Origin of the sequence: Ferrovum myxofaciens, assembly GCF_000735045.1 — a bacterium.
GTDB classification, from domain to species: Bacteria; Pseudomonadota; Gammaproteobacteria; order Burkholderiales; family Ferrovaceae; genus Ferrovum; species Ferrovum myxofaciens.
The window spans coordinates 1-13,747 of record NZ_JPOQ01000123.1 but is presented as its reverse complement, the minus strand read 5'-3'; the positions used below and the strand labels follow the sequence as shown (position 1 = coordinate 13,747).

Annotated in this window: 10 protein-coding genes; all 10 read left to right on the top strand. The window is 52.2% G+C overall.

Going from position 1 to position 13,747, the window contains the following annotated elements:
* Nucleotides 1–253: 253 nt before the first annotated feature.
* The 10 genes from IV91_RS19790 to IV91_RS0111390 all read left to right on the top strand — a co-directional run bounded on the left by IV91_RS19790 (nt 254) and on the right by IV91_RS0111390 (nt 13,447).
* Nucleotides 254–397, top strand: a complete 144-nt coding sequence (locus IV91_RS19790) for a PEP-CTERM sorting domain-containing protein (protein ID WP_084190076.1) — start codon at nt 254–256, stop codon at nt 395–397.
* A gap of 16 nt (nt 398–413) precedes the next feature.
* A complete protein-coding gene (locus IV91_RS15960; protein WP_051862621.1) occupies nt 414–1,160 on the top strand; it encodes a PAS domain-containing protein in 747 nt (248 codons plus the stop codon).
* Entirely contained in the window at nt 1,066–3,528 is a 2,463-nt protein-coding gene (locus IV91_RS0111430; RefSeq protein ID WP_160171576.1) for an EAL domain-containing protein, read from the top strand. Before IV91_RS15960 ends, IV91_RS0111430 begins: the two co-directional genes overlap by 95 nt.
* Before the next feature lie 244 nt (nt 3,529–3,772).
* Nucleotides 3,773–5,443, top strand: coding sequence for an AAA family ATPase (locus IV91_RS0111420; RefSeq protein WP_035417936.1), 1,671 nt, complete (start codon nt 3,773–3,775; stop codon nt 5,441–5,443).
* 68 nt (nt 5,444–5,511) lie between these two features.
* On the top strand, nt 5,512–5,949 hold the full coding sequence (locus tag IV91_RS0111415) for a hypothetical protein (RefSeq protein WP_031598497.1): 438 nt from the start codon (nt 5,512–5,514) through the stop codon (nt 5,947–5,949).
* Nucleotides 5,950–6,022: 73 nt separating this feature from the next.
* Nucleotides 6,023–6,274: an acyl carrier protein gene (locus tag IV91_RS0111410; RefSeq protein WP_031598496.1), complete on the top strand. Its 252-nt coding sequence runs from the start codon at nt 6,023–6,025 to the stop codon at nt 6,272–6,274.
* Nucleotides 6,271–7,092: a hydrolase 2, exosortase A system-associated gene (locus IV91_RS0111405; protein ID WP_031598495.1), complete on the top strand. Its 822-nt coding sequence runs from the start codon at nt 6,271–6,273 to the stop codon at nt 7,090–7,092. The genes IV91_RS0111410 and IV91_RS0111405 overlap by 4 nt, the downstream gene beginning before the upstream one ends.
* Entirely contained in the window at nt 7,079–7,936 is an 858-nt protein-coding gene (locus IV91_RS0111400) for a hydrolase 1, exosortase A system-associated (RefSeq protein ID WP_031598494.1), read from the top strand. Before IV91_RS0111405 ends, IV91_RS0111400 begins: the two co-directional genes overlap by 14 nt.
* A 61-nt stretch (nt 7,937–7,997) precedes the next feature.
* Entirely contained in the window at nt 7,998–10,799 is a 2,802-nt protein-coding gene (gene prsT, locus IV91_RS0111395; RefSeq protein ID WP_031598493.1) for an XrtA/PEP-CTERM system TPR-repeat protein PrsT, read from the top strand.
* Between the two features lie 47 nt (nt 10,800–10,846).
* Complete coding sequence (locus IV91_RS0111390) at nt 10,847–13,447, top strand: EAL domain-containing protein (protein WP_051862617.1); 2,601 nt, start codon at nt 10,847–10,849, stop codon at nt 13,445–13,447.
* Nucleotides 13,448–13,747: the final 300 nt, after the last annotated feature.

The window sequence follows — 13,747 nt, the reverse complement described above, 5'->3', positions numbered from 1 at the left end:
CATCGGCAGAAAACGAAATATCGTCCACTTGCCAAGGCGATTGCAGGCCAAGCGCCATGCTAAATAAAGTTGTACTATTCATGACGGAATTATCGCACCACCCACTACAAATCACATAGAGCCATAATTTTGGAATCTACCTGTTCTCCCTCTACAGCAATGGGTTTGCCGGAAACGATTACCTCAACATCCATACCAACCTCTTGCCCGAAGGCACCTTTGCCGTGGCCTATGGAACCGATTCCAGCGGAAAATCCTATTCCACCGCCTTTACCAATGCCGGGATGAGAGACACCCCCCCCGTCCCAGCGCCGTTCCCGAACCCATGCCCCTGGTACTGATCTGCCTTGGTTTGTTTGGGATCGCGTTTATCACGAAAAGGAAGATCTCTGCCTAACGAATTACAATCCGGAGTGGAACAACCCGATGTCGACTTGGATGAGTCTGATGCGTTCTACATCGAGACCGACCTTGATGGAATCATTACTTACGTAAACGATACGTTCGTGAAAATGTCCGGTTTTTCCCGAAATGAGCTGATCGGGGAAAACCTCAACATCGTCCATCATCCCTACATGCCACAATGGGCCTTTGAAGACCTGTGGAAAACGGTCAAGGGTGGACATCCCTGGCAGGGGATCATCAAGAACCGCACCAAGAGCAGCGCCCAGTATTGGGTGCGAGCCACGGTTTCCCCAGTCATGCGCTCAGGTCAGGTCGTTGGCTATCTGTCATTGTGGCAAAAGCCCTCCAGATTGGAAATTTCGGAAGCAGAGAAACTTTACCGCATGGCCGAGGCGCCGCGTCCGCCGTTCTCGATCCAACGGTGGTTCAGTAATCTGAACCTGCAAACCAAACTTCAGATCATGATCCAGCCAGCGCTTCTGATCGTGGGCGTACTCGCTACCTTCGGCGTCTACAGCCAGATGAAGGCGACCATGATAGACAATGTGCAGCGCCGGGCCGTGGCTACCGCCATGCAGGTCATCGACAGCGCCAACATGCTGATGGTTACCGGAGAAATCTCGATCCCTGCAAACCGCAAACTGATGATAAAAAAAAATCATGGAAGGACAGCACCTCCAATCGTTAAGACTGATGCGAACCGATCAGGTAGTCCGGCAATTTGGACCCGGACTGCCGGAAGAGCACCTCGATGATCCCGTGGTAAAACGGACGATTGAGAATTCGGTGGCGCAGGGTAAGTCCATCCCCTATTTCGCGCTTGAGTTTGCCGAGGGAAAGCCTGTATTCAGGGCGATCACACCGTATATCGTGTCCCACAATTTTCATGGCACTGACTGTCTCGTTTGTCACCACGTTCAGGTTGGCAGTTCCAACGGCGCGTCGGATCTCATGATCGATCTTTCCGGGGATTTCAAACGGTTGCACACTACTATTTTGTCGCTCATTGCAGGGCTGTCCCTACTGCAGATCTTCATGTTTTCATTCATCGGATGGGTTAACAGGAGATTCGTGTCACGCCCCATCGAGAAAATAAAAAAACATCTTCACGAGATCGTCGACGGCGATTACTTAAACCCGCTGGATGTTACCAGACGTGACGAAATGGGCGAACTGCTCTGTTCGGTTCAAACCAACAAGTTGCTGTTAGGGTCTTCCGTCAATCAAACAGCAGAAAAATTAGCCGATACTCTGGTCAAAAAAGATCTGCTGGAACGTCAGAGCCGGGTTTTGGAGAACATCATACTTTTCCATGAAAAGGTTTCCCAGTGGAAGAAGTTCGTCCAGGAAATTCTTACCAACTTTTATTCTATTTTTTCTTTCAATGTTTTTTTCATCGCCTTTGCAGAAAAACAGGACCTCTCCATTTTTATCTATTACGTGGGCAGTTACACGGAAGAAGCGAAGGCAATAGCCAGAACGAGATTCACCGAGGAAATGATCGCCAAATTAAACCTTCCTCTCGATGCCCTTCTGAACATAGAGGAATTCCAGATTCTGGAAAGTGGGGAATACGCCACTTTCGGAGATATGAAGATGCTGATCGTGGCAGTTCCAGGAGAAAAGAAACTGAATCTTGCCGGACTGGTGGGCGTGGCTTGTGGGACAGTACAGAGTTTGAGCGAGCAGGAGGAAAGCGTAATCCGCTCAATCATGGCCGTCATGGAAATGGTCATAGGATCAAGCAAGGCGCTGAACCTTACCCTGTCCGAACTTGAATTCTATTCGACACACGACCCCCTGACGGGGTTGCACAACCGACGCTATTTCAACGAAATGCTTGAGTACGAAGTGGGCCGCTCTGAACGCCACAAGCATGAATTCTCGATCCTCATGCTGGACATGGATGACTTCAAGGATGTCAACGATACCTATGGACATCCCTGCGGAGATGCCGTCCTGAAGCAGATGGCCGAAATCATGCGCAACTCCATGCGCAGAGGTGATCTCGCAACGCGCATCGGCGGAGACGAATTTGCCATTGTCCTGAGCGAAACAGGCAAGAATGGCGCTTTTGCTGTGGCTGAAAAACTCAGGTCAGAATTACGGGATGCGACCTTTGAAGGCCCTGATGGCAAAGGCTTCCACATCACGACTTCCATTGGATTGGCCACCTACCCGGAAGATGCGCAGAACATTTCGGATCTTATGGCAAGCGTGGATATGGGGCTTTATCGTGCCAAGGGAATGGGTAAAGATGGAACCAGCACTGTCGACGCGGTGAAAGATCAGATTCATGCCGGCAGGAAAATACGGGATCGTGCCGAACAGTTGTGGGATGCCCTGAAGAACGACAGGATCATTCCCTATTTCCAGCCTATCTTCGATTGCAAAAACGGAAAGCTTTTCGCTTATGAAGCCCTGGCCAGGCTTCAGGAAACGAATGGAGAAATTATTTCTGCCGGCATGTTCGTCGAAACGATAGAAAAATATGGCATGGGTCGCGAACTCGATCGTCCGATGATTGAAAAATCACTGATGGCGCTAAAAAGTTGGATTACCGAGGAAGGAAGTACACCCACTCGTCTTTTCATAAACCTTTCCGCCCAGGAAATACAAGGCAGGGGAATCCTTGGTTATGCAGAGAGGCTATGCAACAATCTGGAAATCCCGCCGAAAAATGTAGTCTTCGAAATTTTGGAACGCGACGCCATCAGCGACATGACCAGTATGCGAAAATTTCTGACCGACCTCGGGAAGAAAGGTTTCTCTTTCGCCATCGACGATTTCGGTAGCGGTTACAATTCCTTCCATTACCTGCGCGAATTGCGCTTTGATTACGTCAAAATAGACGGTGCTTTCGTGAGGAACATTCTGAATTCCAAAATCGACTATGCCCTCGTGCGCAATTTAAGCCACCTGTGTCAGGACACCGGCATCCTGACTGTGGCCGAGTTCGTCGAATCGGAAGCAATATTTGAGGCATTGAAAGACATGGGGATCGACTATGTCCAGGGATTTCATCTTGGCATGCCGAAGCCAGGAATGGGGAGCCAAGATTGCGGTGCCCTGCGGGGAAAACCGGAGTGTTTGATAGTCCCTTTGACAAAAGGGATCCCTTAAAATAACGCCGACATATCCACGTCGACTGGTTCGATAGGTATATTTCTTGCTTAAAGTTTCAGGCAAAGTGTTTTCAGTCTGAAACCCTACAAGGAAACCTCATGCCAATCTACGACTACTGGGGCATGGACGGCAACAACACCTCCGAACTGCGGGTGAAGTCTTCCATAGTCTCTCTGAGCAACGACGCGCCCGAGCGAAACCGCACATGAAACTTCAAATCGAAGGATCATACCTGGATGCGATGGTTGATACGTTCCCTGGGCTGGCGCCCTTGAAGGAGCAACTTCGTTTCGGCAATAAAGTTGAGGTGCCGTTCGGGCAACTGTCGAATGCCGAACTCAGTTACCTGAGAGATCTCTATCAAGCAGCGGGACCGGAGATGAGCGCCCGCGCCGCTCAACTTGCCACGCTACAAGAAGTCATGAACGACAATGGGGTCCGGTTCGAGGCTGAAGCACTGGAAATGATCGTACCGGCCATTGCGCGCTATTTGATGACCAACGCGATCCGCGGCTGGTTGTTCACCGCGAATGTTTCCGGCAAGCCCCTGCCCTACGTCGTTACACGACTGGACTATACGCCGTCGTCAAACGACGAAACTGGAAAAGTATTCGTCGAATTGAAGGCCAATGCAAAGGGAACCATCACGATGGCCACTTTCAGAATTGACGCGAAAGATATTGACAAGAAAACGATTGCAGAAATCTTTGCTGCCAAAGGCTTCCTGAAAGAGACGCCCGAACTCATCCGGGTTTACGATGAAACCGTGGCGCGTTACTTCAATTGGCGCGCCCAATATGGAGCACAGTTTTCCGGTCAAGGCACCGGCTTTTTTACCGAGGATCCGAATTCTTCACATCGCAATACCGACTGGTCGCGCAAAGATGTGGTGGTGTTGTCCACCGGAGGCGGCACTGCCCGTCTGGTCAACGACGAGAGCATCCTGACTTCGCGCACCTCAACTCTGGAGGTGACGGGAGATATCCTGGGCCAGTATCTGAGCAAATCGGCCAAGAGCAATCGCTACGACGCCGAGGATGAAGTCAAGGAATCGCAAGCCGCGATACCGAAGGGGTTGTTTTCTCAACTCCCGGTTCACGCTTATATCCTCATGTTCCACCTGGAACTGCACCATTATTTATGGGTTCACGTCGACGACATGACCCCCTATCAATATCAACCGGCGCTGAAACAAAAGTTGATACTACCGCAGGAACAGACCGATCTCATCGACATCCTGACCGCCGAGATGGATGTCCTGATGGACGATATCGTGGTCGGAAAATCCGGCGGCACCACGGTACTGTGCGCCGGTCCGGCGGGCGTCGGAAAAACCCTGACCGCCGAAGTCTATTCCGAAATCATCAAGCGACCTCTGTACCGCGTGCACTCGGGACAACTGGGATTGAATGTGGCCGCGATGGAGACAGCGCTCAAAGACGTGTTGACCCGGGCTCAGCGTTGGGGCGCAGTCATGCTGATAGACGAAGCGGATGTCTACATCAAGCGCCGCGACGACAATATCACGATGAATGCGGTGGTGGGCGTGTTCCTGCGCGTTCTGGAATATTTCAACGGCCTGCTGTTTCTGACCACTAACCGCGTGGATGACATCGACGAAGCAATCATTTCCCGTTGCATCGCCATGATCAAATTCTACCCACCGCAAAGCGATGACCGGCGCAAAATCTGGCAGGTGATGGTGGAGCAATTTGAACTGAACGTCAATGCGGAACTGGTAGACGAATTGGTGGAAATGTTCCCGGCTGCGACCGGACGGGACATCAAGGGACTGGCGAAGTTGGCTGCAAAGTTCTGTCACCAAAAAAAGGTGGAACCGACGGTGGACGTATTTCAGCGCTGCTCTGCCTTTCGCGGAATGGATTTGGCTCGTCCGGCGGCGCGGGCGTAAGCGACCACCACGGCATCAAAATGTACACCACTGCCTGATCTTGCTCACTTTCATAAGGAACACCCCCCATGGATAGCGCCAATATTTTTGATCACAATCGCGTGATCCTGTGTCATTTTGACAACTATAGCCCCGCCTCGTTTTTTGCGCGCTACGGCTCCAGTATTCTGGCGCCAGCACCATTGCCGGAAGGCGCTGGCGCCATTGCAGAACCTGCCGACATCACCGAATGTCATGCGCCCGAGGTGGTGAAGGCGGCCCTGATCGTGCGGTATGGCTTTGCTCCGGCAGAATTGACTCACGCCACCGGCTTCCGGGAATGGATGGGGAGTTCTGCGGCCCCGATTCGTATCCATCTCTTCCGGTTTACCACCTTCGATCCCCCTTGTGCAGCGTTAGAACCTCACGGCGGCATATTCAAACCCATCAGCGAAATGCGCGGCACCCCGATGATGGAATTGAATCTACTGCGCCGTGCCTTCGATCTGGTCATGAGTGGGGGCTGAAACCACAGGCATTAAGGAATTGTCTCTTTCTTCGTATATAATGCAGCAGGTCGATTTTGGAGAAATTCCTGTCATGAGTACTGAAAATTCCCTTCGGGATCTATTGGATCAAGTACTGCAACTCGGCCCTCGAGTTTCTTCTTTTCATGCCGAAACCCCGTTGCTGGGCAGTATTCCCGAACTGGATTCCATGGCAGTGGTCAATCTGATCACCACGCTGGAAGAGCATTTTGGTTTTACCATCGATGATGATGAAATCAATGCGGAAGTATTCGGTACCCTGGGTACCCTGACCGCCTTCGTAGATCACAAGTTACATCCATGACCGGCCCGTCGTTTCCCTTGCCTTTTTATCTTCAGGCCGGCGAGGGAAAACGGTTTTGCGTTCTTCATGCCCCCCTCCAGACTCCTTCCAGCGCTTGGTTGTATGTACCGCCCTTTGGCGAGGAAATGAACAAATCGCGCCGGATGGTCTCCCTGCAGGCCCAGGCTCTGGCGGTCTCGGGCGTGGCCGTCCTGGTGATGGATCTGCACGGCTGCGGAGACAGTGAAGGCGAACTGCGTGATACGCGCTGGGAAACCTGGCATGATGACCTGCATCTGGGCTTATCCTGGCTTTCCACCCGCTTCCCTTGTCCGGTGGGTCTTTGGGGATTGAGATTGGGCGCCCTGCTGGCCCTGGATTTTCTGGGACGGGAGGGGACTTCGTTGCCCTGCGTCCTGTGGCAACCTGTGTTCAATGGTTCGACTTTCCTGACCCAGTTTCTGCGCCTGCGGGTGGCGGCATCCATGGCTTCAGGAAATACCTCCCGGATCACGACCCAAATGCTCCGGGAAAAACTTCTCCAGGGAGAAATTCTGGAGATCGGAGGGTACGACCTCAACCCGGCGTTGTCCCATGCACTGGATCACCTCCACATCGTGGAACCCCCTCCTCTGCCGATTCACTGGTTCGAGTTGCAGGGTCCCCAGGGTTTGCCGGCACCGGCAACCCAGCGACTTCTCGAATCCTGGCAAGCCAGGGGCGCGCCCGTCATGCTCCATTCCTTTGCGGGGGAACCTTTTTGGCAGACTCAGGAAATCACCGACTGTCCGGATCTCCTTGCCCAATCCACCGAGCAGATGGCTCATGTCCTACGCTGAAACCCCCCTGACAATGGAATGCCAGGGAGATGCTCTGGTGGGGATTCTGACTCAACCAGAGACCCCTGCTCCGCTCGGAGTGCTGATCATTGTGGGAGGACCCCAGTGCCGCACAGGCAGCCACCGTCAGTTTACCTTGCTGGCACGGGGTCTGGCCCAGCAGGGGATCCCCAGTCTGCGCTTCGATTATCGGGGCATGGGGGACAGTACGGGCACCTTGCGGAATTTTGAGGAGATTCAGGAGGACATCACCTCCGCCCTCCAGGGGTTTCTGACCCATTCGCCCACCACCCGACGCATCGTATTATGGGGCCTGTGCGATGCCGCCTCCGCCGCCATCTTTCATACCCGTCTCAACCCGGAGATTGCCGGTTTGATTCTTTGCAACCCGTGGACCCGTACCGAGCAAAGTTTGGCCAAGGCACAGATCAAACACTATTATCGAAGCCGTCTCACCAATCCGCAACTGTGGAAGAAAATTTTCTCCGGACAACTCAAGTTGACTCAGTCACTCCGGGAACTTTGCTCTGCTGTCCTGAAAACCACCCGGTCATCCCCCACTCAAGACTCACTTCTCCCTTTGCCCGAAAGAATGCAACAGGCCTTGGCAGACTACACAGGGCCAACCCTGCTCATTCTCAGCGGTCAGGATCTAACGGCCAGGGAATTCGAAGATACCGTGAAAACCTCCGATCTCTGGAAATCCTGGCTTTCATCCCCAGTCGTTACCCGTCATGACTTACCGGAAGCAGATCACACCTTTTCACAACGTCACTGGAACAATCAGGTCATTCAGCACAGCGCTGAATGGGTCAACTCTTTGGTGCACAAAGAATTCTCTTGAGGTTCCACACACTCGTTATAATCAGGATATCCACCTTTTAACGTTCAAGGAATCAACGACCATGTCCCATTCCTTCAAAGTCAGGACACCCCCCCTCTCGATCCTTTGTTCGACCCTGATTTTCTCTGTTTTCACTCTTTCCGGCTGCGGAAAAAGCGCTTCGGTTCCGGATATGATCAAGGAAGCCCAGAGTTATCAGGCCCAGGGAAAAGATCAATCCGCCATCATTCAACTCAAGAACGCACTCCAGAAAGATCCCGGTAATATTCAAGCACGCACCCTGTTGGGAAGCATTTATCTGAACACGGGCAATCTGGCCGCTGCCGAAGATGAACTGCACCGGGTTCTTCAGTCTGGGAACAGCGGGGGCAAGGTTGAGGAAACCTTGGGACAAGCCTATCTCGCACGGGGAGAATTCCAGAAAATCATCGATGAAATTCAACCCAACCCCTCTTCTCCCCCTGATCAGCAGGCGGGAGTTTGGATCCTGCGTGGAGATGGTTATCTGGGATTGAATGATCTGACCCATGCTCAAACAGCCTTCGATACTGCACTGAAACTGGCCCCCAAAGATGTCCAGGCACAGCGGGGCCAGGCCCGTTTCCTGTTGGCTCAGGGAAAAACCGACGAAGCCACCCAACTCATTGACCAAATTACCCAAACCAACCCCAATGACGCCACTGCCTGGATCATGAAAGGGGATTTGCTACGCAGTCATGGTGCGCCTCCTGAAAAGGTCCTCTCCACCTATCAACAGGCTTTGGTTGCCGACCCCAAAAGCGGCCCGGCACTGGCCAGTCTGGCATCACTGTATCTGGCCATGGGAAAGATTGACCAAGCCGAAGCCGAAGCCGAAGTGAACACCTACAACAAAGTGCTCCCCAATTCCCTCATGGGCAAATATCTGCAGGCACTCATCGATTATGGAAACAAACGATACCTGGTGGCACAGGATGACCTCGACACGGTGATGAAGTCCTCCCCGGATTTCATGCCCGCCATTCTTCTGCGCGGATTGACTGCCCTGCAACTCACCCACTACGAGGAAGCTCAAAAAGATTTGAGTCGGTTTGTGGAAACTTTTCCGAAAAATAATTACGCCAGAAAAATTCTGGCCCGTATCGAACTCAAGGAACACCAACCCCAGGAAGCGCTCAAAACGCTGACCCCTCTTCTGGGAACGGAACAAACAGACCCCGAAACCAATGCCCTGGCAGCCCAGATCTACACCGATTCGGGTGATTTTGAAAAAGCCTCCCAGGTCCTCGCCCTTTCAGCCCAGAAGAATCCCCAGAATGCCGTTCTGCGCACCCAACTTGCCTTGACGCTGCTGGCCACGGGTCAGGAAAACCGTGCGATTTCCGATCTTGAAGCAGCCAGCAAGTTGGACCCCAACTATCTTCAGGCGGACAATGCCCTGGCCTTGACCTATCTGGGCAACAAAAATTACGACAAAGCCCTTAAATACATCCAATTACTGATCAATAAAAATCCCAAGAATCCAAACTTTTACAATCTTCAGGGAGCGGCCTACATTGGTTTGGGAAATTGGGCGAATGCCCAAACAAGTTTTACCCAGGCACTGGCCCTGGATCCCGCCTACAGTCCTGCCGCCTTGAATCTGGCCCAAATATCCGTTAAAAAGCATGACATCCCTGGCGCGCAGAAAACCCTCGAATCCGTTCTGAGTCATGACCGGAAAAATCTCCAGGCAATGGAAGCCCTGGCCGGCCTGGCCGCCCTCCAGGGACAGGAGCAGACCTATGTGGATTGGTTGAAGAAAGCCTCGGTGGCCAATCCTTCGGCGCTGACTCCGGATGTCGAACTGATTGGCTTCTACCTGCAAAAGAAACAGGAAGGTGCAGCCCTCGACCAGGCTCAGGCCGCAGTCACGGCCAACCCGAACAATGCCATGGCCATGGAACTACTGGCCGAGACACAACTGAAATCAGGGAAAAACAAGGACGCCGTGGCTACCTACGGAAAAATTGTCGAAATGAACCCGAAATCTTCGCCGGCCTATTTTCGCCTGGCGATGGCACAAAGCCTCAGCAACGATAGCGAAGGAGCCATCACCTCGCTGAATAAAGCGCATCAATTGCAACCCGAAAATCTGGATATACTGAATCGCCTGGCAGGACTCGAACTGGCGGCGGGAAATTACACAGAAGCCCAAAGCCTGGCTGAAAATTATCAACGATCCCATCCCAAATCCCCCGAAGGCGCGATCCTGGAGGGAGACACCGCCTTCCAGCAGAAACACTATGATGCCGCCATTGCGGCCTACGCTCAAGCCCAGAAAGTACTCGCCACCACCGTGGGTGAAATAAAACTGGATAATGCGCTGACCCAAAGTGGAAAAACCCAGGAAGCCGACCAACATATACGCCACTGGCTGGCCCTGCACCCCAACGATCTGGTGAGTCGCAATTACCTTGCCGCACGGGATTTGACCGAGAATAATGATAAATCTGCCATCGAACAATATCAGTACCTCCTGCAAAAGACCCCCAATAACCCGATTGTTCTGAACAATCTGGCCTATTTGTATCTGGAAACCCATAATCCGCAGGCTTTGGCAACGGCCCAAAAGGCTTACCAACTGGCTCCCCGCAATCCCAATATCGAAGATACCCTGGGATGGATCTACACCCGCCAGGGAAACCCCCAGAAGGGACTGGAACTTTTAAAACCAGTCGCCACCCAAATGCCCGATGCACTGGATATTCAGTACCACTATGCCGAGGCACTCATTCAAACGGGAAACAAGGACCAGGGTCGTCGAATTCTTGAGGAACTCGTCAATAGCCCCAAGGATTTTCCTCAAAAAAATGAAGCCAAGGCTTCCCTCAGTCATCTCTGACAGGTTTTAGACAAAAACCAAACATATCCTTTTCGAGGTGGTTTTTTGTGAATTTTCCGGAACATTCCAACTCAGTCCCCCCTTCCTCCCCGGCGGAGGAAGCACGGCTTGCACGCACGGACCCATTAACCGGTCTTCCCAACCGTCTGGCTCTGGATGAATACTTACCCTGGGCCCTGGAACAGGCAAGTCAACAACAGCAGGTCATGGCCGTGGGCATCATCGATCTGGATGATTTCAAACCAGTCAACGACTTCCTGGGGCATGAAAAAGGCAATACCTTATTGATCGAACTCACCCGGCGCTTAAAAAGCAATCTCGGGGAAGAAAACTTTCTGGCACGCCTGGAAGGGGATGAATTTGTCGTCATATTCAATGCGCTCATCGAAACCGATGTCCTGGCCGAACTCAAAAAACTTTTGGACCGCCTGCACTGCGCCGTAGACTCTCCTTTCCTGCTCTCCGAGACCGATAAACCCGTTACCATCGGCATGAGCCTGGGACTGGCCCTCTATCCCGAAGATGGCACAAGACCCCGCGAACTGCTCAGAAAAGCAGACGCTGCCATGTATCAGGCCAAGGTAAACAAAAAGGACCGTCGGGAGTGGTGGCATTGGGGGCCCATCCCTTCCAGCACCCCCTCCATCGAACCTCCCTTCAATCCCTTTGGAGAATACGCCAGGCAGTCGCTTCTGGCAGTGCAAGAGCATCTGGACCGAATTGGAAATGATTTTTTCAGTTTCTTTTATGCGGAATTGAAACAACAGGCTACGCCATCTAACATCCTCCAGTGTTTGACCCCCGACGAATGGAAAAAGTTAATCGAAACACAGGCCAACTACCTGAAAACCCTGATTGCCCCCCAAAGCACCATTGAATCCATCACGGCGCAGGCCAGCCACTTGGGCCAGGTTCATGCGCTGATCGGTGTTTCCGGTTCCTGGCTGACCCGTGCCATGAGTACTTATTGGGCAGTCTTTCGCCGCCATCTCGACACCATGCCTCTCATGGCCAGAGAACGCCATAGAATCATGCGCGCCGTGGCGGCGCGATTGCTGCTGGATGTCGAGGTCCAACTGGATAATATCCAGAAGGTCATGGATCAATACAATGCCCTCCTTTCCATCCCCCCTCTCACCCACGGAAGAAGAAAACAATCGGAACTGGATGATCTGGCCCTTCTCCCCGGTATTTTGGCGTGTCAGGTCCTGCGCCCCAATACTCAAGGTTCTTTTACCATTGAACGGAGTTCGGGAGCGTTGTCTGCGGAATTGACCCGTATTCTGACCAACCCGGAAACGCAGCCCGTTCTGGACACCCGTGTCCCGGCAGGCCAGGGATTAATTGCCAGTGCCTGGCATACAGGACAAGTACAGATCAGCAATGCCTATGGTCAGGATTCGAGAACCCTGCTCTGGCAACCATTTTTCCATCCACTGGGCCTGCGCAGTGCAGTGGCCATCCCGATCCGCGGTACCCAGGACATTGAATGCATTCTCGTTCTGATTGGCAAGTATCCTCATCAGTTTGCAATAGACTGGATGCAAACTTTTGTCACTTCATTACAGAACCGCTGGCATCAAATCTCCGTCACTTACCAACGGGTATCCCTGTCCCCGGACACCCCCAATGCTTCCTTTTATCGCAAATTGTTACATGCGAATGGACTAACCATGTTCGTGCAACCGGTCATTGATTTGCACACCGGACGCATGGTAAAGATCGAAGCGCTGGCTCGCCTGGTGGATCCCGCAGGACGGGTCATCCTGCCCAATGACTTCATTCCTGCGTTGCGTGCCAGCGACCTGAGCACCCTTTTCCTTCAAGGACTGAAACAATGTCTCGAGTTGATTCAAATCAGCCGGGATAATGAACAGGAGGTGCATATCGCCCTGAATCTTCCCCCCAGCACCCTTCTCCACCCCGAATGTTCTCTGTGGATCGAGGAAAATCTGGGCAGGTATGCCGTAATGCCGCGACAATTAACCCTGGAGTTACTGGAAGATCAGGAATTTGATATCCAGGAAGTGGATCTGGCCATGAAACGTTTGAAACGTTTGGGGGTCCAATTGGCCATCGATGATCTGGGGTCGGGTTATAGCAGCCTCCAGCGATTTTCTGATTTTCCCTTTGATATCATTAAGATTGACAGATCCATCCTGAAAAACATCTCTTCCGATCCCATCAAGACATTAAAACTGATTCGAACCATGGTCCAGATCGGCCATGATTTTGAACGTACCGTCATTGTCGAAGGACTGGAAAACACCGACATCATTGAAGTCGTCACCCTTTTGGGAGGACGGTTTGGTCAGGGTTATGCCCTCGCCAGACCCATGCCGATCCAGGCACTGAAATCCTGGACTTGCCCCATGGACTTCAACCCTGCCTCTCAAAATACATTCCAATCTTATCTGGGTGCCTTGGCCTATTACTGGCGCCACCTGAGAATCGATCCCACCGCCCCCCCCTACCGGGCGCCCGCACCAGAGGGCTGTCCCTTCAGAGACTTCCTGTTGCGCCATCCCGCGAAAAACAAAACCGGAATCGAACTTCTGGATATCCTCACCAACCCGAATCATCCCGACAAACATCAGGAATCCAGCGATCAATTGCGTCAATGGCTCCTCGAACAAATTAGAGGTTGACATTGTTCAACCATTATCCGTGGATCAGGACCACCCTCCGTTGGTAGCATTATTGCTACACGGTAATCAGAATAAATAGTCTATACACATTGTCAGGTTGCGCAGATAATATCCCACGATAACAAAAGCAAAAGTCTGAAATAATGTTTGAGGCGTAACCGGGGAGAAAATATATGTGGGGTATCCATATAAATGCGGTGTTTAGCCTCTCCATGGGTGCGAAAACACTGAAATATCAACGCGTAACGAACGCAGCAACACGCTGCCCACTTTGTGCAAACCCGTCATGATATCAATTTG

What these genes read in the sequence shown, in the direction of transcription:
- prsT (WP_031598493.1), top strand. Translation starts at nt 7,998, where the DNA reads ATGTCCCATTCCTTCAAAGTCAGGACACCCCCCCTCTCGATCCTTTGT.
- IV91_RS0111420 (WP_035417936.1), top strand. Translation starts at nt 3,773, where the DNA reads ATGGTTGATACGTTCCCTGGGCTGGCGCCCTTGAAGGAGCAACTTCGT.
- IV91_RS0111415 (WP_031598497.1), top strand. Translation starts at nt 5,512, where the DNA reads ATGGATAGCGCCAATATTTTTGATCACAATCGCGTGATCCTGTGTCAT.
- IV91_RS0111430 (WP_160171576.1), top strand. Translation starts at nt 1,066, where the DNA reads ATGGAAGGACAGCACCTCCAATCGTTAAGACTGATGCGAACCGATCAG.
- IV91_RS0111400 (WP_031598494.1), top strand. Translation starts at nt 7,079, where the DNA reads ATGTCCTACGCTGAAACCCCCCTGACAATGGAATGCCAGGGAGATGCT.
- IV91_RS0111405 (WP_031598495.1), top strand. Translation starts at nt 6,271, where the DNA reads ATGACCGGCCCGTCGTTTCCCTTGCCTTTTTATCTTCAGGCCGGCGAG.
- IV91_RS0111410 (WP_031598496.1), top strand. Translation starts at nt 6,023, where the DNA reads ATGAGTACTGAAAATTCCCTTCGGGATCTATTGGATCAAGTACTGCAA.